The organism is Williamsia soli, assembly GCF_017377795.1.
Classification (GTDB): Bacteria; Actinomycetota; Actinomycetes; order Mycobacteriales; family Mycobacteriaceae; genus Williamsia; species Williamsia soli.
Genome location: NZ_JAFRDR010000007.1, coordinates 300482 through 323926 on the forward strand (window position 1 = coordinate 300482; position 23445 = coordinate 323926).

Consider the following 23445-nt stretch of genomic DNA (forward strand, 5'->3'; position numbering starts at 1 on the left):
ATCGGTGAGGGCCCATGACGTACGACCGGTCGCGTGTCGATTCCGGCGGTTGGCAGTCTGCGGGGACGACCTCGAGGCGCAGGTCACGCACGGTGCCCGCGGCGAGAGATGATGGCGGCCGCCCGACGACGGGCGGTGGTTTGTTCGCATCGGCGTCCGGCGATTCGCGGTTGCGCTTCGTCGGTCTGCTGCTCGCCGCAGCGGGTGTGCTCGTTGTTGTCTGTAGTTTTCTGACCTGGGCGAGCGCCTCGGACGACGAGTTGAGCTTGTCGGTGACCGGGATGGGTTCGGTGTCGTTCGAGGCGTCGGAGGCGCGCGCTCAGGCTTTGGGTGGGTCCGCTGACGTGGCGGCCGAACTCGACCAGCGCAGCAAGTCACCGGGAATCTTCACGGCGCTGATGGGTGCACTGCTGGTAGGCGCAGCGATACCACTGGTGCTGGGCCGCTATCCCGGACTCGGAGCCGCGGCAGGCAGCATCCTCGCGCTCATCGCGGTGTTCATGTCTTTGGAGTATCTGTTCGCCCCGGGTGACGCCGTGCTCGAGGGCACCGGCAGTACCGGCATCGGTTACGCCGGACTCGGATTGTGGCTGGTTACCCTCGGTGCGTTCGGTGCGCTGGCGGCGTCTGGATTCGGGACGATCATCGCGCTACGCGGAGGGCGATCGCCGGCGACGGAGACCGCGGCGCCCAGGCGCAGGGCCGAGGCTGCGGCTCCGGCCAGACCGTCGGCGAGGCGTAGCGGAGCCCGGCCGGGCCCGACGGTATCGGCACCTGCATCTCGACCGAACTTCCGGCCGGAACCGGGATATCGGGCCCGCCAGGGTGGCGGCGATGGGCCGATGGGACGACGCCCACCCCCCGCTCAACCCGGATACCGGCCGACTCCGCCACCCAGGCCCCTCCCGAACTCTTATCCCACCGTGAATCAGCCTGCGAGAGGCAGAGATCTACCTCCTCGAGTGGTGCGGCCGGGACCTGTACCGCCTGGCCAGATCCCGCCGGGCAGGGGCGTCCCGCCCGGTCAGCGCCCGCCACCGCGACGTGCTCCGGCGCCGCCAACCGACGTGCAGGGAGAAGACGGACGATGACCCAAGGCTCTGCGTCCGGCTCCGGGCTACGTGCTCGGCGGTCGGCGAATCCGAAGCTCAAGCCGGCCGGTGCCGTTCTTGCTGTGGCGGGCGCCGCGATGGTGATCTTCAGCTTCTTCAGCTGGGCCTCCGCCGAGGACGAGCTCTTCAGCGCGGCGGTGACCGGTATGGGGTCGGTGTCGATCGAGGGTGGATTCGGCTCCGGCTCAGGAGAACTCGAGCAGCTACTCGAAGACAACAGCAAATCACCAGGGATCTCCACGGCCGTCTTCGGCGTGCTGCTCATCCTCGCCGCGGTGTTGTTGATCCTCAATCGGTTCCCGGGAATCGCTGCCGTGGTCGCCGCTGTGCTGGCTCTCCTTGCGACGATCAGGGTGCTCTTCTTCCTCTTCGACCCTGTCGACGCCCTGATCGAGAACGCGGGAGACTCGTCCATCGGCGACGTGGGCTGGGGACTCTGCCTGGTGGCCGTGGGTTCTGTGGTGGCTCTTGTCGTATCCGGCTGGGCGGTCGTGCTTGCCGTCCGGTCGCCGGCTGCGCCTGCGTCGACTGGCCGGTGAGTCCGCGCGTTACGATCGATTTCGATCAGTAGCGCCCGCGGGACGGGTGGAACCACTCACAGTAGGGGGACAGATGACTTACGGCCCACCACCCGGCAACTTCCCTCCGTCCGGCGGTCAGCCGGGTGGATTTCCTCCGCCCGGAGGGCCGGGTCAGCCGCAGGGCGGATACCAAGCAGGTGGCCATCAACCCGGCGGCTATCAATCCGGCAGCGGCTACCAACCTGGTGGCTACCCGCCGTCACAATCCGGCCATCAATCGGCGTTCGGCGCGCCAGGTGGCGGGCGACCGTCCGCGTCCGGACTGCTCGCGCCGGCGTCGTCGAATCCTCTGTTGAAGTTCACCGGTATCGCGCTGGCGGTGGGCGGACTGCTGATGGTGCTGTTCAGCTTCTTCAGCTGGGCGGCCGATGACAACGAGCTCGGGAGCGTCTCGATATCAGGTATGGGTTCGGTGTCGTTCGATGGTTCGGGGAGCGACGAGATCTCGCAACTGCTGGAGGACAGCAGCAAATCGCCCGGCATCTTCACCCTGATCCTGGGTGTGCTGATCATTGCAGCGGCCGTGCCGCTGATCATCAACAAGTTCCCGGGCATCGGCGCCATCACCGCAACGGTGCTCGGCCTGATTGCGACGATACTGGCGTTGGTCTATCTCTTCAGCCCGGCGGGGGCGGTACTGGACGACTCCGGTGACTCCGACATCTCGGATGCCGGCTTCGGACTCTGGCTGGTGACCATCGGCGCGCTCGCCGCACTGATCGCCGGCGGGCTATCGGTGTTCTTCGCGCTCACGTCGCCGGCGGGCCACCCTCCGCGCAATCAGACCCCTCCGGGGTACGGACCCACTCCGGGACAAGGTTACGGTCGACAACCATCTCAGGGATACGGCCAAGGCCAGCACTATGGCCCTCCCCAGGGTCAACCAGGTCAGGGCTTCGGCCAGCAGCCGGGCCAAGGGTATGGTCAGCAACCCGGACATGGGTACGGCCAGCACGGTCCGGGTCAGGGACAGCAGTTCGGGCCGTACGGTCAGCAGTAGTCAGCCATGAGCGATCAGAAGAACTCAGGCGGTCAGTAGTAGCCGTCGGGGTCCACGTCGGGGGATTCCTTGGGGACGATCCCCTCACTCACCCCGTGATCGATGCTCGCCGACATCCGTGGGCAGGTCGGCAACATCGCGGGGTTACCGCCCTCGGCGCGAATCGCCTTGAACTCGGGGCAGTTGTCCCGGGCCTGTGAGGTCCATTGCACGCTCGTGTGATGCGGGCTGTACTTCTTCACCATCACGCAGGCGTGGCAGGTCCGGCATTCGATCTCGGTGAGGCCACCCCGCAGATAGTGCTCTTTGTCCCGGGTGGTGGCCTTTTCCACAGCCGCCTTGCGCTCCGGATCTCCGGTGAAATCCGGGGCCTTGGACCAACTGACCGTCATGATCGGAGACGGAGCGCAGCGGAGCCCGACCCGATTTCCCGCCACTCCCTCATCAGGTTGCTGTCGCTTTGTCGGCGTCGGCGCGCTCGGCTTTGATCCGGATGTTCTCCTGCACCTCGAGGTTCCAGTTCTCGACTGCCTTGGTGGTGTCGATCTCGTACTCGTAGCGCTGGGTCATCTCTTCGGTGACATCGGCGACGTCGACGTAGAACTGCTCGTACCAACGGCGCAACTGATACACCGGGCCGTCTTCCTCGACCAGCAACGGATTGTCGATGCGGCTCTTGTGCTTCCAGATCTCGACGTCCTGGAGGAAACCGACCTCGATGCCTGCCGTGATCTTCGTGGCCATCTTATCTGCCTGCTCCGCGGTGAGACCCTCGGGGATCTTGGCGATCACGCCGTACATCAGCACGAACGAGTTGTTGTCGATCGGATAGTGGCAGTTCGTCAGGATCGTCTCGATCGCATATCCGCCGTAGTACTGGACCATCGGATTGAGCATGTAGGCCGGGCCGTAGTATGCCGCAATCGATTCCAGCTTGGTGTCGCCGTACGCCGTCATGATGTCGACGTCCGGCCTGCCATGCGAATTCATGTACTGCGCGGCGGTTTCGCCTTCGAAGACGTTCTTGAAGTAGTCCGGCAGTGAGTAGTGGACATAGAAGAAGTGCGCCATGTCGACGACGTTGTCGATGATCTCGCGGCAGTTGGAGCCTTCGATCACGATCGTGTTCCAGGTCCAGCCGGTCCACTGATCGCTGTTCAATTCGTCGAGTTCGGGGATCACCACGTTGTCTGGCGGGGGGTTTCCCTCGGGATCGTTGTAGACGAACACCTGGCCGTTGCGGATCATCCCGGGCCAGGACCGGGTCTTGGCCAGCTTGGGGGCGCGCTTCGCGTACGGGACGCCGGCACACCGGCCGTTGGCCTTCCAGCGCCAGTCGTGGAACGGGCAGGCGATGTTGCCGTCCTTGATCGAACCCTGCGAGAGATCCCCGCCCATGTGCCGGCAGTACGCGTCGAGGATCTTCAGTTCACCCTCGGCGACCCACACGACGAGCTTGGTTCCGAATACCGTCACCGAGTGGGGCTTGCCGTCGTCGTAGTCGGCCAGCAGGCCGAGGCAGTGCCAGCCGCGGGCGAATCGCGTCGGGGGCGTGCCGGTGTCGATCTCGCGAACAGCGCCGCCGTCGGCATTGTTGTCGATCCCGGCCTTCGCCGTCGTCTCCACCATGTTCTGCTCCCTATGTTCGGCGATGCCGGAATGGCTGCGCATCTGCCGGTTTGCATGTCTGCCCGGGTCGAGCTCGGCCTGCGGCTGTGTCTCCACCGGATTAAGCGCTTTCGCTTACTAGAACATGTTACAAAACTCTGTTCTGTCATGCCAGTCAATTGGCACTTTTGCACGCGATTGGGACGTAAAAGGCCAGCACTCGACATAAATGAGAACGTGTTCTAGTCTTGAAACGAAGAAGTGGAACGAGAGCGAGGAGTTGCTCGATGAGTGATCGCAGCCGAGCGGGCGCAGAGGTGTTGGAGAAGATCAGCGCGTTGCTACCTGAGATCGAACAACGGGCCCAGGAATGCGAGGACCTGCGGCAGATCCCGGATGAGACGATCGCGTCCCTGGCCGACGTCGGATTCTTCCGGCTCTTGCAGCCCGAGCAATGGGGTGGCCACCAGGTCGACCCGGTGACGTTCTACGAAGCCGTGCGCCGCATCGGGTCGGCCTGCGGTTCGACCGGATGGGTCTCCAGCATCATCGGTGTGCACAACTGGCACCTCGCGCTCTTTCCGCAGCAGGCACAGGAAGACGTCTGGGGCGAAGACACCTCGGTGCGCATCTCGTCCTCGTACGCCCCGATGGGCGTGGGAGAGGTCGTCGAGGGTGGATACAAAGTCAACGGTTCCTGGGCCTGGTCGTCGGGATGCGGTCACGCGGAGTGGGTTGTCCTCGGTGGTCCGGTCATCAAGAACGGCAAGCCCGTCGATTTCGTGAGCTTCCTGATCCCGCGCTCGGACTACACGATTCGCGACGTGTGGCACGTCGTGGGCCTCAAGGGCACCGGGTCGAACACCATCGACGTCAAGGACGTCTTCGTTCCCAGTCACCGGATGCTCAGTTTCCGGGCGATGAGCACCGGTACGGCTCCTGGACTCGAGAAGAACACCGCGCCCGTGTACAAGATGCCGTGGGGCTCGGTGCATCCCAGCGTCATCTCTGCGCCGATCGTCGGAATGGCCTACGGCGCCTACGCCGCGCACGTCGAGCATCAGGGCAAGCGCGTGCGTGCCGCCTACGCCGGCGAGAAAGCGAAAGACGACCCGTTCGCCAAGGTGCGCATCGCCGAGGCAGCGAGTGACATCGACGCGGCCTGGACGCAGCTGTCGGGCAACCTCCAGTCCGAGTACGACCTGCTGGTCGCCGGCGAAGAGGTCCCGATGGAGCTGCGGCTGAAGACTCGGCGTGACCAGGTTCGTGCCACCGGCCGCGCCGTGGCGTCGATCGACCGCCTCTTCGAGAACTCGGGGGCGCACGCGCTCGACAGTGACACCCCGATTCAGCGGTTCTGGCGCGACGCCCACGCCGGGCGGGTCCACGCCGCAAACGACGCCGAGCGTGCCTATGTGGCATTCGGCAACGGCGAGTTCGGGATCCCGATCGGCGACACCATGGTCTGAGTCGTCTCGGTGCACGCCAGCACAGCCACATCCACTTGTGGACAACCGATTTCTTGAGGAGTAGTTCGACGATGACTGAAGCGCTGGGCCCGATTCGTTCTCTCGGCTATATGCGTATCGATGCCACCGACGTGGCTGCATGGCGAGAGTTCGGTCTCAAGGTTCTCGGCATGTCGGAGGGCTCGGGTCCCACCGAGAATGCGCTCTATCTGCGGATGGACGACTTCCCGGCTCGCCTGGTGATCGTGCCGGGCGACCGCGACCACCTCGCGAGTTCGGGCTGGGAATGCGCGAACGCTGCGGCCTTGCAGGAAGTCCGCGACCGCTTGTCCGCCGCGGGGGTCATCTTCCGAGAAGGCAAGGACGAGGAGCTCGAGGATCGCCAGGTCGTCGAGATGGTCGTGTTCGAAGACCCGTCCGGCAACGTGCTCGAGGCCTTTCACGGGGTGGCCTTGCAGCATCGCCGGGTGGTCAGTCCGTACGGTCACAAGTTCGTGACCGGGGAACAGGGGCTCGGCCACGTGGTCCTCACGACCGACGACGACGCAGCGTCGTTACGGTTCTACCGGGACGTGCTGGGCTTCCGGCTACGCGATTCGATGCGACTGCCACCTGAGCTGGTCGGTCGCGAAAAAGGCGACGAGCCACCATGGTTGCGGTTCTTCGGCTGCAATCCGCGACATCACAGCCTGGCCTTCCTGCCGTTCCCGAACGATACGGGCATCGTCCACCTGATGATCGAGGTGGAGAACACCGACGATGTGGGCCTCGCGCACGACCGTGCGCTGCGGAAGAAGGTCCCCATGTCGGCGACCCTCGGCCGCCACGTCAACGACCTCATGTACTCCTTCTACATGAAGACCCCCGGCGGGTTCGATGTCGAATTCGGTTGCGAGGGAAGGCAGGTCGATGACCACGAGTGGGTCGCGAGAGAGAGCACCGCGGTGAGTCTGTGGGGACACGACTTCTCCATCGGGTTCAAGAACGCCTGACGCAATGGTCTCGCATCCGCTCGGAACCGATGATTTCGATGGTCGACAGTTCCGCACCGCGATGGGGCAGTTCTGTACCGGCGTCACGGTGATCACGACGGTGGCGCCGGACGAGACCCCGGTGGGTTTCGCCTGTCAATCGTTCGCGGCTCTGTCGCTCGATCCGCCGCTGGTCCTGTTCTGCCCGATGAAGACATCCCGCAGCTGGAAGGTGATCGAGCAGAGCAAGAAGTTCTGCGTGAACGTGCTCTCCAACAATCAGCAGAACGTCAGTGCGGCCTTCGGTGCACCCGGCGACGACAAGTTTGCCGGAATCGAATGGGATCCTTCACCGCTGGGGCTTCCGGTGATCAAACATTCGCTGTCGTGGGTCGATTGCACCCTCGAGAGGGTCGACGACGGGGGAGATCACTTCATCGTGATCGGAAGGGTGCAGACTTTGGGGGAAGTGCTGCAGGACAAGCCTTTGCTGTTCTACCGTGGTGGCTACCTGTCCACTGAGCATCCGCATGTCACCCCCGCTCAGGCGGAGCTCGAGAACTTCCTGACCTGGACCGGCGACGACACCTGGCTGTAGTGCGTTCAGCCGTTCAACGAGGAGCGAGATGACAACGACGGTGACCCCTGACGTGACAGCACCGTTCGCGGCGGCTGTGGCCGAGGCCGAAAAGCTGATTTCCTCAGCCGATTTCATCCGGAACGACGACGATCTCGCCGAAGGGTACGACTACCTCGCCGGGAGCATCCGGGCCAGTCTGCAGATGGCCTGGGCCTACGGGAAGAGCCACCCGTTCTTCGTCACGTCCACCGGGCCGTATACCAAGATGGGCCTGGACAACCCCGACACGCTCTACTATCACGCCAACGTCGAGGCGAACGCCGAGTACCTGATCACCGGGACCCGCGGTGACACCGCGGATCTCAGTTTTCAGGTGCTCAAGGGTGACTACACCGCGACCGACGTTCCCGGTGGCGACGACGCCTTCGACGATCGCCGCCTCGAGATCGACGCGGACGGATCCTTCGCGCTGAGGTTCGGTCCACCGAAGGACAACCCGGGGCCCAACTACTTCGTACTGGGCGAAGGTTCATCGATGCTTGCGGTCCGTGAGGTGTACGGCGACTGGTCGCAACACAAGGGGCAGTTGCGGATCGAGCGCGTCGACACCGTCGGCACCGCCCCCGCAGAAGCGGGCCTCGCGCAGATCACCCGCCGCTATCAGATCGCGGGCAAGATGCTGTTGTCCCGCATCAACACCTGGTTCAACTTTCCCAAGTGGTTCTATCTGGACCTTCCGGTCAACACCCTGACCGCACCTCGGTTGACCCCGGGTGGGCTCAGTACCCAGTTCTCGTCTGTGGGCCACTACGACCTCGCCGACAACGAGGCCATGGTGATCACCGTCCCGAAATCCGATGCGCCGTACCAGGGGTTCCAGCTCGGGAGCATGTGGTACATCTCGCTCGATTACGTCAACCATCAAACGAGTCTGAACACGGCCCAGGCACAGGTCGACCCGGACGGCATGATCCGGCTCGTTGTCAGCAAGCAGAATCCCGGAATCGCCAACTGGATCGAGACGACCGGCAAGCAGCGGGGTATCGCGCAGTTCCGGTGGCAGCGGGTCTCTCGCGAGCTCACCGAGTCCGACGGACCGTCCGTCGCGATCATCGACGTCGGCGACGTCGCGGCGCATCTTCCCTATCACGACAGCAACACCATCGACGAGGCCGGCTGGCGGGAACGTATCGCCGTGCGTCAGCGCGGATTTGCACAGAGGATGCTCGGATGAACGCCGCGGTGAGCACAGGATTGCTCGCAGACAAGGTCGTGGTGGTCGGGGGAGTCGGCCCCGGGCTGGGCCGTTCGATCGCCTTGCAAGCCGCCGCTGCCGGCGCCAAGGTCGTCCTCGCTGCCCGCACGGTCTCGCGGCTCGAGGAGATAGCCAAGGAGATCGACGCGGCCGGCGGCACCTCATTGCAGGTCCCGACCGATATCACCGATGATGCGGCGGTCGAGGCGCTCGTTTCCGCAACGGTCTCCGGGTTCGGCAAGGTTGACGTCCTGGTCAACAACGCCTTCTCGTTGCCGTCGATGAAGCCGTTGGCGCGCACCGACTTCGATCACATCCGGGCCAGCCTCGACCTCACCGTGCTGGGTGGCCTACGGATGACCAAGGCCTTCACCGAGGAGCTCGAGAAGTCGTCCGGCTCCATCGTGATGATCAACTCGATGGTCGTGCGCCACTCCGAACCGCGGTACGGGAGCTACAAGCTGTCGAAGGCGGCGCTGCTCGCCATGTCGCAGACGCTGGCCACCGAACTGGGCGACAAGGGGATCCGGATCAACACCGTCGCTCCGGGCTACATCTGGGACGACCAGCTCAAGTGGTACTTCGGTGAGGTCGCCAAGAAGTACGGCATCACCCCGGAGCAGGTGTACGAACAGACCGCGTCGAAGTCCGACCTGAAACGCCTGCCCGAACCCGACGAGATCGCCCGGGCGGCGGTGTTCTTGGCATCGGACTGGGCCAGTGCGATCACGGGGCAGACCATCGACGTCAACTGCGGCGAGTACCACGTCTGAACAAGGAGCGCGGGAATGACAACCAGAACTGATGTCGGCACGGTTGAAGACCTGCACGCCTCGGCGACCAAGGCCTGTGGGCTCGACGACTTCGGCGAGGACGACTACACCGAGGCGCTCGGAGTGCTGCTGGAGTCCTACGTGCGGGATGCGGGGATGACCGAGTTCGGCAGCAAGATGAACCGGTACTTCCTACGCGGCGCGTTGGTGGCTCGGCTGCTCAGCGAAGCGTCCTGGAAGGCGAACCCACAGTACGCAACCGCGCCGGTAGAGCGGCCGATTTTCGTGACCGGGCTGCCGCGGACAGGGACCACCGCGCTACACAGGCTGCTGACGGCCGATCCCGGACATCAGGGACTGGAGATGTGGCTTGCCGAGTTTCCGCAACCCCGGCCACCACGGGACACCTGGGAGTCCAATCCGGTGTTCCAGCAGATCCAGGGTGGCCTCGAGCAGCATCACGTCGAAAACCCCGAGTTCATGGGGTTGCACTACATGAGTGCCTCGGACGTCGAAGAGTGCTGGCAGCTGCTGCGGCAGACCTTCAAATCGATTTCCTACGAGTCGCTGTCGTACCTTCCGACGTATTCACAGTGGCTGCAGCAGCAGAATTGGACGAACGCGTACACCCGCCACAAGAAGAACCTTCAGCTGATCGGCCTCAATCAACCCGAACGTCGATGGATCCTGAAGAACCCGAGTCACCTGTTCGCGCTCGACGAGTTGATGGCCGTCTACCCCGACGCGCTGATCATTCAGACCCACCGGCCGCCGGCCACGATCATCCCCTCGATGTGCAGCCTGGCCGAAGCCGCGGGCGATGGGTGGTCGACCGTCTTCACCGGCGAACTGATCGGGAAGACGCAGTTGGAGTTGTGGTCGCGGGGACTGCACGCATTCAACGCGGCCAGGGTCAAGTACGACCCTGCCCAATTCATCGACGTCGACTTCAGGGATTTCCGCACCGATCCGATGGGCACGGTAGAGAACATCTACGGGACCTTCGGCCTGGATCTCACCGACGCTGCCGCGGCTGAGATGCGGACGCTGGACGAAGAGAGCAAGTCAGGTGACCGCAAGCCGGTGCACAAGTACTCGCTCGAGGACTACGGGCTCACCGAGGACGAGGTGAACGCCGCCTTTGCCTGAAAGATCAGGTACATCGTGTGATCCTGACCTCTAAACGGAGCGGTTCCTCCGCTTTGATGCTAAGTTTCTGTGCATCCGGAGCGTTGACTCCGCTTTTGTGGATCCAGGAGCTTCAATGAAAACCGCACCCCGACGTACGCACCATCAGGTGACGTTCGCCGTGCTCACCGTCGGCGTCGCGGCGTTCGCGTTGCTGCAGTCGCTCGTCATGCCGGTCTTGCCCACCGTCGAAATCGAACTGGGTACCAATCAGACCAATGTCACGTGGGTCTTGACGGCTTATCTCCTGTCGGCCTCGATTTTCACGCCGATCATGGGACGCCTCGGCGACATGTACGGCAAGAAGCGGGTCTTCGTCATCGCTCTGACCGCCCTTGCTGCGGGTTCACTGCTCGCTGCACTGGCGTCGACCTTGACGGTGATGATCCTCGCGCGCGTCGTCCAGGGAATCGGCGGTGGCGTGCTGCCCCTGGCCTTCGGCATCATCCGAGACGAATTCCCCAGAGCCAAGGTGCCCGGCGCGATCGGCCTCATTGCCGCGTTGATCTCCGTCGGTGCCGGGGCCGGCATCGTGCTGGCCGGTCCGATCGTCGAGTCCCTCGGATATCACTGGCTCTTCTGGCTCCCGCTGATCATCACGAGCCTTGCGGGAGTGGCTGCGTTGGTCCTGATCCCGGAGTCCCCGATCCGGACCCACGGAAAGATCAACTGGCTGACGGCCTTTCTGTTGTCGGCGTGGCTTGTGGCACTGCTGCTCGCCGTCAGTCAGGCTCCCAAGTGGGGCTGGGGTTCCGCGAAGGTGATCAGCCTGCTCGGGGCTGCACTGGTGGTGGCGGCGGCGTGGATCATCGCCGAGTCGCGGTCGTCGAATCCATTGATCGACATGAAGATGATGCGTATCCGCGGCGTGTGGGCCGCCAATCTCATCGCCCTGCTGATGGGTATCGGCATGTACGCCGGTCTGGGTTTCCTGCCGCAGTTCTTGCAGGCACCGTCGTCGGCCGGGTACGGATTCGGTGCCACGGTCACCGAATCAGGCCTGATGCTCCTGCCCAACGCGGTCGCGATGTTCGCGGTCGGACTCTTCTCCGGCCGCCTCGCGGCACGTTTCGGCTCCAAGAATCTCTTGGTCGTCGGATCGCTGATCACGGCCGGCAGCTATTTCATGATGGCATTCCTGCACTCATCCGAGATCGACATCTATCTCGCGAACGCCATCTCGGGAATCGGGTTCGGCTTGGTCTTCTCCGCGATGTCGAACGTGGTGGTTGCATCGGTGCCGCAGGAGCAGACCGGCGTGGCCAGCGGCATGAACGCCAACATCCGCACCATCGGTGGCTCGTTGGGGGCAGCGTTCATGGCCAGCGTCGTCGCCGTCGGAGCCTCGTCGTCGGGCGTCCCGGTCGAGTCGGGTTACACCAACGGTTTTGCGATGCTCGGTGCGGCCGGGGTGCTGGCGTCTGTCGCCGCCTTGTTCATTCCCACGGTGAAGCGAAACAAGCAGACCCATCTCGAGGACTCCGCTGACATGCCGCACCCCGAGCTCGCCATGGTCGCAGGTGGCACGTTGTCGGGTGCCAAGTCGGAATGACGTCTGTGACCGCCGAGAAAACGCTCCGCCGCGATGCCGCAGAGAACCGGCAGCGCCTGCTCGACGCTGCTGCAGCGGTGTTCAGCGAACGCGGCCTGGAGGTCGGCGTGGACGAGATTGCCCGGCGCGCCGGGGTCGGGACGGGAACACTGTATCGGCGTTTTCCCACGAAAGAAGCCCTCATCAGCGAACTGGTTCGGCAGGTGTTCATCGACTTCGTCGACGCGGCACATGCGGCGCAGACTGCACCGCGCGGTGAGGGGCTCGAGCAGTTGATGTACGCCGTCGGCACCATCCAGGCGACCAACAGGGGCTGTCTGTCCCGGGTGTGGAACGACGACGAAACCGCCGCCCACAAACGCGAGTTCCGGACGATTCTCGCGGAGCTGTTGGACACTGCGAAGTCCTACGGCCGGATCAGGGCCGACGTGGGACTGACCGATATCGATGTGATCTTCTGGGCGATGCGCGGCGTCGTCGAAACCACGCGCGGGATCACCGATTCCGGTTGGCGCAGGGCCCTTGCCATCATGTTCGCCGGCCTGCGCCCAGACGCCGAACACCTGGATGCGACCCCGATGACGGAAGACGAGTGCGCTCAGGTGGTTGCCCGCCTCAACCCGAGATAGTCCCGCCGACCGTGCCTTAACTCGCGCCGACCGTGCCGTAGCTCGCGCCGAGCGTGCCGGTAACGCCGTCGACCGTGCCGATCAGACGGGTAATCTACAGACCGGCAGCGCGGGCGAGACGTTCGAGTGAATCCCGTGGCTGGCCGAAGAGTTGTGCGCTCCCGTGCGCTCGTTTGAAGTACAACTGGGCGTCGTGCTCCCAGGTGATGCCGATTCCGCCGTGCAATTGAATCGTCTCACCGGCGATGTGGGAGAACGCCTCCGAGCAGTAGATGCGTGCACTGTCTGCGAGTTCCAGCGCGTCAGGTGCTGTGGTGACGAGTGCATCGACGGCCGCGTACGAGATCGAATGTGCGGTCTCGGTGAGAGCGTACATGTCGGCCATCCGGTGTTTGAGTGCTTGGAACGACCCGATCACGCGACCGAATTGCTTGCGCGACTTTGTGTATTCGACGGTCAGATCGAGCGCGGCCCGCGCAGCGCCGACCTGTTCGGCGCTCAGCGCGACAAAGGCGATGGCGCGGAGACTGTCCTCGATGCCGGACGGCGTCGGGATGGTGAGGGCATCGACATCGTCGAAAGTGATGGTCGCGAGGGGACGGGTGGGGTCCATCGTGGGATTGGCGACCCGGGTCACGCCGTCGGCGTTCGCGTCTACCTGATGCAACGTGACCAGTCCGCCCGATTTGGCCAGTACCAGCAAGATGTCAGCGGATTCACCGTCGAGTACATAATGGGCGGTGCCGGAGAGGATTCCGCCACCCGCGTGGACGCCCGTCTCCCGCCACCCTGCTGCATTCGCCCAGCACAGGGCTGCGGTCTTCTCCCCGGACGCAAGGGTGGGGAGCGTTGCTGCACAGGCCTCGTCGTCCCCGCTGAGCAGCAGTGCGGACGTGGCGAGCACCGCGGACCCGAGCATCGGGACCGGCGCGAGATGCCTCCCGATCTCTTCGAGGACGACGTGCGCCTCCGTCAGACTCGCTCCGACTCCGTCGAACTGTTCCGGAATGATAAGCGCCGCGACGCCGATCTGCTCGCAGAGGGTGGACCAGAGGGAGTGGTCGTAGCGCTCCGGAGTCCTCGTCGCCGCTCGTACGGCAGCTGAATCAGCTTTCCGATTCAGCAGTGAAGAGACGGAATCACGCAGTGCGGCCTGCTCTTCGGTGTCGATGCCAGGCGAATACAGAATCATGCGGTGATCAACTCCAGTACGCGGACGCGGTGCGCTGCGGGTGTGCCCCATGCGGTGAGCAGGGCCCGGGTCTTCGTGAGGTAGAGCGAGAGGTCGTGCTCCTGGGTGTACCCGATCGCCCCGAGCACCTGCAGTCCCACGCGCGACGCCAGGTGAGCGGCTTGGCCGGCAGCGACTTTCGCGGCTGACACATCACGCGAAGCCCACTGCGGCTCGGGTACCCGACCATCGAGGGCGAGCGCGGCTCCGTGCACGAGAGGACGCGCCATCTCCACGGCGACGGCGACGTCGGCGAGATGATGTTTGACGGCCTGGAATGACCCGATCTCGCGGCCGAACTGTTTGCGGGTCTTCGCGTAGTCACCGCTCAGCGTCAGCATCGTCTGGGCGAGGCCGATGAGTTGCGCGGCCGTGGCGAGTGCGCCGTGATCGAAGGCGCGGCTGGTGTCGACCTCTGCGAGCTGATCGCCCGCCCGAACAACGGACAGCGTCCTGGCCAAGTCGACCGAGGCCCGAGAATCCGTGGCGATCGCAGTGCTCAGCATCCTGCCTTCAGCCAGATACGAGTGCGCAGCGAAGTCGGTGTCCACGGCATAGGGAACGTGCGGCGGCAACGCGAGCGTGACCACCTCACCTTCGGCCATGGCGCCGAGCTGATCGGTGAGACCGGCATCGCGCAGCAGAATGGGTGCGGCAGCCATTGTTTCGGCGACGGGACCGGGCACGCCGTGGCGACCGAGTTGCTCGACCGCGACCACCATCTCGACCGCTCCCGCGCCGACGCCACCGTCATCCTCTGTGACGAGCAGCGCGTTGACGCCGGTTTCTGCCAGCTTGGCCCACACTGCGCGTCCCGGTTCGACGTCGCCGTCGTTCCAGGCCCTGATCACCGTGGGCAGATCCGATTTGGCCAGCATGGAGTCGATCGAAGCCGCCAGATCGTGATGTTCTTCTTCGAGGAGAAATCTCATGTCAGCGGTCCCCTCGCGGCAGCCCGAGTAGGCGTTCGGCGATCACATTGCGCTGAATCTCGTTGGTACCGGCGTAAATGGGTCCTGACAGGGAGAACAGGTAACCGTCCATCCAGGGACCCGACGGATGCGGTGTCGCGAGTTCGGCGTCGGCGTCGAGCAGGTCCAGTGCGGTCTCGTGGGTAGCAATGTCCCACTGTGACCAGAACACCTTGTTGATCGATGATTCCATCCCTAGTTGGCCGCCTTCGGCGAGTCGGCTGACCGTTGCGTATGTGGACAGTTCGTAGGCTCTTGCCCCGATCCACGCATCTGCGACCTGAGCGCCCACCGCGGTCCGGCTTGCCGGGTCGGTGTCGTCCCAGAGCGCCAGCAGCCGGTCGGTGGTCGCCAGGAAACGACCGGGTGAGCGCAGCGAGAGTCCGCGCTCGTTCGCCGCGGTGCTCATCGCCACCTTCCAGCCGTTGTTCACCGCTCCGATGACGCCCGATTCGCCGGGCGCATCGGGATCGTCGGGCACGAAGACGTTCTCCAGGAACAACTCTGCGAACCCCGGTTCGCCGTCGAGCTGATTGATCGGTCTGACCGTGACACCGTCGGCGCGCAGATCGAACATGAAGTAGGTGATGCCCCGGTGCCGGGTGGAATCGGGGTCGGAGCGGAAGAGGCCGAAGCCCCAGTCGGCGAAGCTGGACCGTGAACTCCAGGTCTTCTGTCCGTTGAGCAGCCATCCGCCGTCGGTTCGGGTGGCCGTGGAACGCAGGGACGCGAGGTCGCTGCCGGCTTCGGGTTCACTCCACGCCTGGCCCCAGATGTCGTCGGAACGAGCCATCCGCGGCATGATCCGGGCGAGCTGGTCCGGATGGGCGTGCTCGAAAAGGGTTGGCGCGAGCAGAAATATGCCGTTCTGGCTGACCCGTCCGGGCGCTCCGCTGCGGTAATACTCCTCTTCGAAGATCAGCCAGTGCAACAGTGGAACGTCGCGACCCCCGAACTCCTCCGGCCAGCTGACCACGGACATCCGGGCGTCGGCCATCGTCCGTTCCCACTGCCGGTGTTCCTCGAAGCCCTCGGCGCTGTCCATCGAGCGCAAGGGCGTGGTGGGCACGTTGTCGTGGAGCCAGCCGCGGATCTCCGCGCGGAACTCGTCGGCCGCGTCATCGAACAGCAGGTCCATCTACGACCCCTGCTTGTCTGCGCCGGCCTTCATGGACTTCGCGTCCATGCCACCGAGTGGATCACCCTCGGGTGCCTCGGCATTCGCACTGTGGGAGAAGTGGTGCCAGCCGAACACCGAATCCATCGCGTTCCGCAGACCCATCTGGTCTTCGGAGATGTTGACGGCCTTCTTCGTCAGTGCCAGCCCGAGTTGCGGCATCTGTGCGATCCGTGCGGCGATCTCATCGACCTTGGCGGCCAGTTCGTCGCGCGGTACAACGTGATTCACCATTCCCCATTCGAGTGCCTTGTCGGCACCGAACCGCTCGCCGGTATAAAGGATCTCCTTGGCCCGGCGCGGACCGAGAACAAAAGCGTGGGCGAAGTACTCGACACCGGGTATGCCCATCTTCACCACGGGATCGGAGAAGAAGGCGTCGTCGGAGGCGACGATGAAGTCGCAGATCCACGCGAGCATCAGACCGCCCGCGATGCACGCGCCGTGGACCTGGGCGATCACCGGCTTGGGCATCTCCCGCCATCGGCGGCACATCCCCATGTAGACCTCGGTCTCACGGGCGAGTCGCTGGTCGCCGCCGGCCCGGTCGGTGTGGTCCCAGTACAGCGACGCGGTGTTCGGATACTTGACGTGGAAGTCGCGCTCCGGCGTCCCGATGTCGTGGCCCGCCGAGAAGTGCTTGCCGGCGGCGCGCAGGACGATCACCTTCACGGCGGAGTCGTCGACCGCACGCACGAAGGCGGCATCGAGCGAGTACGTCATCACCGAGTTCTGCGCGTTGCGGAACTCGGGACGGTTGAGGGTGATGTACGCGATGGCATCGGCCGTTTCGTACGCCACGGGCGAGGTGTCGGGACCTAGCTCTGCGGCACTGAGGGGGCTCGGGATCGTCACAGCGACCACCATACCTAGCAAGTGCTTGGTTGGTAAACCCAGTGCGTGGTCACGCCATGTTTTCGTCTCCACACACGGTGTGCCCTGTGCCTTCGGGCGTCCCTTCGCCGCCCACGAACATCAGCGGGCGAGCGCGCCGGCGACCCGGTCGGCCGCCGCGACCACAGCCTTGCCGATCTGCGCCATCTCGTCGGCGAACATCTCGCGATTCGGACAAGCCACGATCGATGCGACAACCACCCCGTCGGGATCCATGATGGGCGCTCCGACGGTGACCACCGCTACGTGACCCTCGGACTCTTCGGGCAGGTAGTCGATCGTGGTGAGCTCGGTGAGCAAACCCGCCACCCGAGATCGAAGTGTGTCCGACACCGGTGAATCCCGTAGGGAGGCAAGCGCGCCGATCATCTCGGCATGGTCGGCGGTCAACCTCTCGATCGCATAACCGCGATCGCAGATGACCTCGAGCACCTCGCGCAGGCGATCGCGAGCGCCCGACGGGGCTGCGTCGATCCATTGCTCGATGTCTTCTTCGGGCGACCAGGCGACGAACTCGCGGCACACCGGCGGACGGAGGGGGATGTGGCGTCCGGGTCGGATCCAATCCATTGCCGGGATCCCGACCAGTTCGGTCACCGTGATCCGGGCGCCCTGGCGTTCGGCGAGGAACACGGGCATGTCGAGGTCTGCGGCGAGTTCGTGCACCAGCGGTGCGGCCAGCCGGCGCAGGGGATAGCCACGCTCGGCGTGCCTGGCCAGGGCGACGAAACCGGCACCGATCGTGAAGTGACCGTCTTCGCGGGTGACCCATCCGCTCCTGGTCAGTTGGGTCAGTACCGCGTGGGCGGTGGCTCGGGAGAAGCCGGTCCGCCGGACGATCTCGGCCAGAGTGATCGCTGTGCCGGGGTCGTCGGCCAGCAACTCGATCACCCGCACCACGCGCTGCGTGGGAGGCGAAGGTTGACCTCCCGACTCCGCGTCACCTACCGTAAGTGTCATATTTTCAAATCATAGTGTCGAATATTCGACAGGTCAAGTGTCGACTCGACCGGGGAAGGATCGTTGACGGTGTTGAAAACGGGGTACGAACTCTCGCACCTGGCCGCGCTCGAAGCGGAGTCGGTGTACATCTTCCGGGAGGTGGCGGCGACAGCTCGGCGGCCGGTATTGCTGTTCTCCGGCGGCAAGGATTCCGTGGTGATGTTCCACGTGGCCCGTAAGGCCTTCTGGCCCGCGCCCGTGCCGTTTCCGTTGATGCACGTCGACACGGGCCACAATTTCGACGAGGTCATCGAGTACCGCGACCGCGTCGTGGAACAAACCGGTGTGCGCCTTCTCGTTTCGAGTGTCCAGGACGACATCGACGCGGGGAGGGTGGTGGAACAGACCGGGCCGGGGGCGAGCCGTAACCGATTGCAGACCACCGCATTGCTGCGCGGGATCCGGGACAATGGCTTCGACGCCGTGTTCGGCGGCGCGCGGCGTGACGAAGAGAAAGCAAGGGCCAAGGAACGGGTCTTCAGCTTTCGTGATGAGTTCGGTGCCTGGGATCCCCGCGCCCAACGACCCGAGCTGTGGAACCTCTACAACGGCCGGCACAACAAGGGTGAGCACATCCGCGTCTTCCCGCTCAGCAACTGGACCGAGCTCGACATCTGGCAGTACATCGCGGCCGAAGAGATCGAACTGCCCAGCATCTACTACTCACATCGGCGAGAGGTGGTTCCGCGAGACGGAATGTTGCTTGCGAAAACACAATTCGTGGAGCTCGCCCCCGGGGAGGCGGTCCAGACTGAGCAGGTCCGGTTCCGGACCGTCGGCGACGCAACCTGCACCGGCTGTGTGCTCAGCGACGCGGTCACCGTGCACGAGGTGATCGACGAGGTCGCCGCCACCCGCCTCACCGAACGCGGTGCCACACGGGCAGACGACCGCATCTCCGAATCCGGCATGGAAGATCGCAAGAAAGAGGGCTACTTCTGATGACTGTTGAACAAGAGGTCCTCGCAGGCGACAACCTTGGTCGCGATGGAAAAGCATTGCTGCGCCTCGCGACGGCCGGCAGCGTCGACGACGGGAAGTCGACCCTGATCGGCCGGTTGCTGTACGACTCCAAGAGCATATTCACCGATCAGATGGAATCGATCGAACGCACCAGCGCCGAACGCGGCGACGAATACGCCAATCTCGCGCTGCTCACCGACGGCTTGCGGGCCGAGCGTGAACAGGGCATCACCATCGACGTCGCCTATCGCTATTTCGCCACTCCCAGGCGGAAGTTCATCATCGCCGACACCCCAGGTCATGTGCAGTACACCCGCAACATGGTGACCGGGGCGTCCACGGCAGATGTGGCGCTGATCCTGATCGACGCCCGCAAGGGCGTACTCGAGCAGACCCGTCGACACGCCTTTCTCTCGTCGTTGCTCGGGATCGCGCACCTGGTGTTGTGTGTGAACAAGATGGACCTCGTCGACTGGTCGGAGGAGCGGTTCGTCGAGATCCGCGACGAGTTCAGCGCCTTCGCCAGCAAGCTCAACGTCTCCGACCTCAGTTTCATCCCCGTCTCGGCGCTGCTCGGCGACAACGTGGTCGATCCGTCTACGAAAATGCCGTGGTATCAGGGTACTTCGTTGCTGGGTCACCTCGAGGACGTGCACATTTCCTCGGACCGTAACTTCATCGACGCCCGCATGCCGGTGCAGTACGTCATCCGTCCACAGGTCAGCGACGGCTCGGATCACCGTAGCTACGCCGGGACCATCGCCAGCGGGACATTCAAACCCGGCGACGAGGTGGTGGTACTCCCGGGCGGCTTCACGACCACCGTCGCGGAGATCTGGGGTCCGGGTGGCGCAAAGGTGACGGAGGCCTTCGCCTCGATGGCGGTGTCGCTGTCGCTGACCGACGAGATCGACATCACCCGCGGAGAGATGCTGGCCCGTCCCAACAACCGACCGTACGTCGGCCGCGACATCGACGCGATGGTCTGCTGGTTCTCTGAGGACACCGAGCTGACGGCCGGAAGTCGGTACACCATCCAGAGTTCCACCCGCGAGTCCAAAGCAGTCATCGGCGACCTCACCTATCGCCTGGACGTGAACTCACTCCATCGGGAAGAAGGACCACAGGAGCTGCGGCTCAACGAAATCGGTCGAGTGACCCTCCGGACGCAGCAGCCGATGATGTTCGACTCCTATCGTCAGCACCGCGACACCGGTAGTTTCATCCTCATGGACGAGGCCACCAACAAGACGGTTGGCGCCGGGATGATCAACGGGCCGGTGAGCAAGGACTCGCACGTGGTCTGGCACAGCTCGTCGGTGACCAGGGAACAGCGGGCGCACCAGGGAGCCACGATCTGGCTGACCGGGTTGTCCGGCTCGGGCAAGTCGTCCATCGCAGTCGAATTGGAACGGTCGATGGTCGCCGAGGGCAGGCCTGCGTATCTGATGGACGGCGACAACCTGCGCCACGGGCTCAACTCGGATCTCGGATTCAACGACGACGATCGTCGGGAGAACATCCGACGGACCGCAGAGGTGGCGGCGCTGTTCGCCGATTCAGGGTCGGTGGCGATCGTCTCACTGATCAGTCCGTTCGCGGCAGAACGGCAGCGCGCGAAGGAGATACACGCCGAGCGGGGGATCCCGTTCTTCGAGATCTTCGTCGACACCCCGCTCGAGGTGTGCGAGGAGCGTGATCCGAAGGGGCTGTACGCCAAGGCCAGGCGCGGTGAGGTCGCCCATTTCACCGGGATCAGTTCGCCTTACGAACGGCCCACGGGCGCGGATGTGGTCATCACGCCCGGTGACGGCGCGCCGGTGGATGTCGCCGAGTCGATCCGCCGTAATCTGGGTGTGTGACTGTGACATCTGAGGATGCGGAGCTGGCCGGACGACTGGCCACCGCCGCGGGTGAACTCCTGCTGACGCTGCGGGCCGACTCGTCGCTGACCGGCAAAGAGCTCGGCAACGCCGGTGATCTGCAGTCCAACGAGTTCCTGCTTGCCGAACTCGCGCGGCTGCGACCCGACGATGCCGTGCTGTCCGAGGAGTCCGCAGACGACCTGGTTCGCCTGGACGCCGACCGTGTCTGGATCATCGACCCGGTCGACGGCACCAAGGAGTACGGCATCGAAGGTCACACCGACTGGGCCGTCCACGTCGCGTTGTGGGAACGCGACGCCGGTGGGACGTCCGGTGGGCTGACCGCTGGTGCAGTGGCGCTGCCGGCGCTGGCGGTGACATACATCGACGACGGCGCGCCGATCGCACCGGCGGACGGCCTGGCCTCGCAGCCGCGAGGCGACCGGCCACGAGTGGTGGTCAGCGGGTCGAGGCCTCCGGTGTTCTCCGAGGCGGTGGCCGAGGCCATCGGCGGTGACGTGCTGGCGATGGGGTCGGCCGGAGCGAAAGCGATGGCGGTGGTTCGCGGCGAGGCCGACGCCTACGTGCACGCCGGTGGTCAGTATGAGTGGGATTCGGCCGCGCCGGTCGCGGTCGCGAAGTCGCAGGGCTTGTGGTGCAGCCGGATCGACGGGCTGGCGCTCGAATACAACCAGCGCGACGTCTACCTGCCAGATCTCGTGATCTGCAGGCCTGAGCTGGCCGAAGCCATCCTGGAGATCACCCGCCAGGGCTGAGGTGCTGCGGTTTCGGCTGCAGTCCAGAGAGCACCGAGGTGAGCGCGGCGTGGATGTCGGCGACCTCGATCCGCATCAACGCGTCGTCGTCGAGTGCGGTGAGGTCGATCTCGCCGCTGGTCAGTCGGTGTTCGCGCTCCTCTTCGGCGCTCTCTACGATGTTGCGGACGAATCGGCCGTTGCCCGCAGCGTCGATGGCGCGTCGTTGATGTCCGTCGGCGTCGACGTGGATCTGGTGGTACAGCGGACCGCAGGCGAACTCGAGTTCGGTCAGCGCCTCGGGGGAGAGAAGCGAATCACGCTTGCGAGCAAGTAGTTCGGCGATCTTCGCCAGCTCCGGCGGCGTGTACGAATCGAACCGGATGCGCTTGGAGAACCGCGACGACATGCCCTCGTTGGCCGCAAGGAGTCGGTCGATCTCGGCGTCGTATCCGGCAACGATGACCACCAGCCGATCCCGGTTGTCCTCCATGCGCGCCAGCAAGGTGTCGACTGCTTCCCGACCGAAGGCGTCGCCGCCCGACAAGCCACTCTGGATCAGAGTGTAGGCCTCGTCGATGAACAACACCCCGTCCATCGCGCGGTCGATGACCGCGGACGTCTTGATGGCGGTGCTACCGAGATGTTCGCCCACCAGATCCCGGCGGGAGACCTGTACGAGATTGTCGGTCTTGATGAGGCCGAGTCCGCAGTAGATCTTCGCGACGATCCTCGCGATCGTGGTCTTGCCGGTGCCCGGCGGGCCGGTGAACGCGAGATGCAGACTGCGGGGGCCTGTCGCCAGGCCTTTCTCGGCGCGTAGTTTCGCCAATGTGGCGGCCGACTTGAGTTTGGCGACTTGCGATTTCACCGACTCCAAACCGATTTGCTCGTCGAGTTCGGCTTGTGCGGCACCGAGTAGCAGGCTGTCACCTGGCTCCTCGGCTGCGGCCACCCCTATGACCGCGGTGGCGGGATCCCACTTGTCGGTACGTGACTCGATGGTCGGGGCCGTGCTGACCACCAGTCGGAACCGCTGGTCGGCCAAGGCCTGTGTGTTCGGTGCGAAGGACGGGTCGCGGGAGTAGACCGCCTCGAACAGCTCGCGCGCCGCCTCCTCCGAGCCCATCTCGCGCAGCGCCAGCCCGTGGGTGAACATCGCTGCCGTCGCAGCAGCGGGGATCGGGCCGGACCGCGCCGCCTCGAGCCTTCGGATGCCTTCGCCGAACAGCCCCATCTGTACGCAGGCAGAGCCTGCCATCAGGTCGGCTCCGGCACTCATGTAGTCGTCCGTCCAGCGCTCGGAGTCGCCAAGCGCGGTCAACACGTCAGGCCACCGTTGTGTCTTGAAATGCAAACTGGCCCTCAGGTAGTCGACGATCGGTGCCCGTCCAGAGACTGTCGCGGCGGCCTCGTCGAGCGCGTCTTCGGCACCCTGGTGGTCGGCGCCTGCGATGAGGGTCGCGGCGTACGCGGCAATCGCCTCGGTTCGGTCTGCCAGCGGGTAGTCGATGTAGAGCCCGGTGGAGAAGCGCCCCGACAGCGTGCGAGGCGGCAACCCCAGCCGGCGCTGCTCTGCCCCGAGTGCCGCCCGACTGCGGTAGAGCTGAAGGAACACAGCCGCGGAATTGTCTCCGCACACCAACCGGCCCAGCCATGCGTCGGCGAGCGCGGGATCCCATTCGGTCGCGCGTGTGAAGGCGAGAGCCGCTTTGTCGCGATCGGGAGGATACTGCTGACCGTCGACCGGAATGCCCGATGACAGCACCGCGAAGTCGAAGAGTTGACGCGCCTTGCCCGTGCGTGAAGCCAGCGCTGATCGCCCGTCGTTCATGGATGCGCCCCACCGATCGTTCGCCCCGCCACGCC

Annotated in this window: 22 protein-coding genes; 14 read left to right on the top strand and 8 right to left on the bottom strand. The window is 64.6% G+C overall.

What is annotated here, in order from left to right; all coding sequences use genetic code 11:
• Window positions 1-92: 92 nt before the first annotated feature.
• The 3 genes from J3S28_RS19720 to J3S28_RS19730 all read left to right on the top strand — a co-directional run bounded on the left by J3S28_RS19720 (window position 93) and on the right by J3S28_RS19730 (window position 2693).
• Window positions 93-1091: a hypothetical protein gene (locus J3S28_RS19720; RefSeq protein WP_207842422.1), complete on the top strand. Its 999-nt coding sequence runs from the start codon at window positions 93-95 to the stop codon at window positions 1089-1091.
• The gene (locus J3S28_RS19725) at window positions 1088-1651 is read left to right on the top strand and encodes a hypothetical protein (protein WP_207842423.1); all 564 of its coding nucleotides are present in this window, start codon (window positions 1088-1090) and stop codon (window positions 1649-1651) included. Before J3S28_RS19720 ends, J3S28_RS19725 begins: the two co-directional genes overlap by 4 nt.
• A gap of 73 nt (window positions 1652-1724) precedes the next feature.
• The gene (locus J3S28_RS19730) at window positions 1725-2693 is read left to right on the top strand and encodes a hypothetical protein (protein ID WP_207842424.1); all 969 of its coding nucleotides are present in this window, start codon (window positions 1725-1727) and stop codon (window positions 2691-2693) included.
• Window positions 2694-2725: 32 nt separating this feature from the next.
• Here J3S28_RS19730 and J3S28_RS19735 read toward each other — a convergent pair whose 3' ends face one another.
• Together J3S28_RS19735 and J3S28_RS19740 are read right to left on the bottom strand one after the other, a co-directional pair.
• Window positions 2726-3085: a hypothetical protein gene (locus tag J3S28_RS19735; protein WP_207842425.1), complete on the bottom strand. Its 360-nt coding sequence runs from the start codon at window positions 3083-3085 to the stop codon at window positions 2726-2728.
• A 52-nt stretch (window positions 3086-3137) separates the two neighbouring features.
• Window positions 3138-4322, bottom strand: coding sequence for a 3-ketosteroid-9-alpha-monooxygenase, oxygenase component (locus J3S28_RS19740; RefSeq protein WP_207842482.1), 1185 nt, complete (start codon window positions 4320-4322; stop codon window positions 3138-3140).
• A gap of 266 nt (window positions 4323-4588) precedes the next feature.
• On the opposite strand from J3S28_RS19740, the gene hsaA reads away from it, so the two are divergent.
• The 8 genes from hsaA (at window position 4589) to J3S28_RS19780 (ending at window position 12718) form a co-directional block, all read left to right on the top strand.
• Window positions 4589-5770, top strand: coding sequence for a 3-hydroxy-9,10-secoandrosta-1,3,5(10)-triene-9,17-dione monooxygenase oxygenase subunit (hsaA, locus tag J3S28_RS19745; protein ID WP_207842426.1), 1182 nt, complete (start codon window positions 4589-4591; stop codon window positions 5768-5770).
• A 71-nt stretch (window positions 5771-5841) separates the two neighbouring features.
• Window positions 5842-6762: an iron-dependent extradiol dioxygenase HsaC gene (gene hsaC, locus J3S28_RS19750; protein ID WP_207842427.1), complete on the top strand. Its 921-nt coding sequence runs from the start codon at window positions 5842-5844 to the stop codon at window positions 6760-6762.
• A gap of 4 nt (window positions 6763-6766) precedes the next feature.
• Window positions 6767-7339, top strand: coding sequence for a 3-hydroxy-9,10-secoandrosta-1,3,5(10)-triene-9,17-dione monooxygenase reductase subunit (gene hsaB / locus J3S28_RS19755; RefSeq protein WP_207842428.1), 573 nt, complete (start codon window positions 6767-6769; stop codon window positions 7337-7339).
• Between the two features lie 28 nt (window positions 7340-7367).
• Entirely contained in the window at window positions 7368-8555 is a 1188-nt protein-coding gene (locus tag J3S28_RS19760; protein ID WP_207842429.1) for a hypothetical protein, read from the top strand.
• Entirely contained in the window at window positions 8552-9349 is a 798-nt protein-coding gene (locus J3S28_RS19765) for an SDR family oxidoreductase (RefSeq protein WP_207842430.1), read from the top strand. Before J3S28_RS19760 ends, J3S28_RS19765 begins: the two co-directional genes overlap by 4 nt.
• A 15-nt stretch (window positions 9350-9364) precedes the next feature.
• Window positions 9365-10498, top strand: a complete 1134-nt coding sequence (locus tag J3S28_RS19770) for a sulfotransferase family protein (RefSeq protein ID WP_207842431.1) — start codon at window positions 9365-9367, stop codon at window positions 10496-10498.
• Window positions 10499-10613: 115 nt separating this feature from the next.
• Window positions 10614-12089, top strand: a complete 1476-nt coding sequence (locus tag J3S28_RS19775) for an MFS transporter (protein ID WP_207842432.1) — start codon at window positions 10614-10616, stop codon at window positions 12087-12089.
• The gene (locus J3S28_RS19780; RefSeq protein WP_207842433.1) at window positions 12086-12718 is read left to right on the top strand and encodes a TetR/AcrR family transcriptional regulator; all 633 of its coding nucleotides are present in this window, start codon (window positions 12086-12088) and stop codon (window positions 12716-12718) included. Before J3S28_RS19775 ends, J3S28_RS19780 begins: the two co-directional genes overlap by 4 nt.
• Before the next feature lie 94 nt (window positions 12719-12812).
• Here the strand turns inward: J3S28_RS19780 and J3S28_RS19785 are convergent, their stop codons facing one another.
• From J3S28_RS19785 to J3S28_RS19805, 5 genes are all read right to left on the bottom strand, one after another.
• Window positions 12813-13910 carry an acyl-CoA dehydrogenase family protein gene (locus tag J3S28_RS19785; RefSeq protein WP_207842434.1) on the bottom strand — a complete coding sequence of 366 codons (1098 nt, stop codon included), beginning with the start codon at window positions 13908-13910 and terminating at the stop codon, window positions 12813-12815.
• On the bottom strand, window positions 13907-14881 hold the full coding sequence (locus tag J3S28_RS19790) for an acyl-CoA dehydrogenase family protein (RefSeq protein WP_207842435.1): 975 nt from the start codon (window positions 14879-14881) through the stop codon (window positions 13907-13909). The genes J3S28_RS19785 and J3S28_RS19790 overlap by 4 nt, the downstream gene beginning before the upstream one ends.
• Window position 14882: 1 nt before the next feature.
• On the bottom strand, window positions 14883-16058 hold the full coding sequence (locus J3S28_RS19795; protein ID WP_207842436.1) for an acyl-CoA dehydrogenase family protein: 1176 nt from the start codon (window positions 16056-16058) through the stop codon (window positions 14883-14885).
• Window positions 16059-16964, bottom strand: a complete 906-nt coding sequence (locus J3S28_RS19800; RefSeq protein WP_207842437.1) for an enoyl-CoA hydratase — start codon at window positions 16962-16964, stop codon at window positions 16059-16061.
• A gap of 108 nt (window positions 16965-17072) precedes the next feature.
• The gene (locus J3S28_RS19805) at window positions 17073-17951 is read right to left on the bottom strand and encodes an IclR family transcriptional regulator (RefSeq protein WP_207842438.1); all 879 of its coding nucleotides are present in this window, start codon (window positions 17949-17951) and stop codon (window positions 17073-17075) included.
• Window positions 17952-18020: 69 nt separating this feature from the next.
• On the opposite strand from J3S28_RS19805, the gene cysD reads away from it, so the two are divergent.
• Genes cysD through J3S28_RS19820 form a run of 3 tightly spaced genes read left to right on the top strand, consistent with a single transcriptional unit; the run spans window position 18021 to window position 21597 of the window.
• Window positions 18021-18935 (top strand): sulfate adenylyltransferase subunit CysD, encoded by a 915-nt coding sequence (gene cysD, locus J3S28_RS19810; RefSeq protein WP_207842439.1) that lies wholly within the window; start codon window positions 18021-18023, stop codon window positions 18933-18935.
• Window positions 18935-20818 carry an adenylyl-sulfate kinase gene (gene cysC / locus J3S28_RS19815; protein WP_207842440.1) on the top strand — a complete coding sequence of 628 codons (1884 nt, stop codon included), beginning with the start codon at window positions 18935-18937 and terminating at the stop codon, window positions 20816-20818. Before cysD ends, cysC begins: the two co-directional genes overlap by 1 nt.
• The gene (locus J3S28_RS19820; protein ID WP_207842441.1) at window positions 20815-21597 is read left to right on the top strand and encodes a 3'(2'),5'-bisphosphate nucleotidase CysQ; all 783 of its coding nucleotides are present in this window, start codon (window positions 20815-20817) and stop codon (window positions 21595-21597) included. Before cysC ends, J3S28_RS19820 begins: the two co-directional genes overlap by 4 nt.
• Here J3S28_RS19820 and eccA read toward each other — a convergent pair.
• Window positions 21581-23410 carry a type VII secretion AAA-ATPase EccA gene (gene eccA, locus J3S28_RS19825; RefSeq protein WP_207842442.1) on the bottom strand — a complete coding sequence of 610 codons (1830 nt, stop codon included), beginning with the start codon at window positions 23408-23410 and terminating at the stop codon, window positions 21581-21583. The two genes, J3S28_RS19820 and eccA, sit on opposite strands and share 17 nt — an antisense overlap.
• Between the last annotated feature and the right edge of the window lie 35 nt (window positions 23411-23445).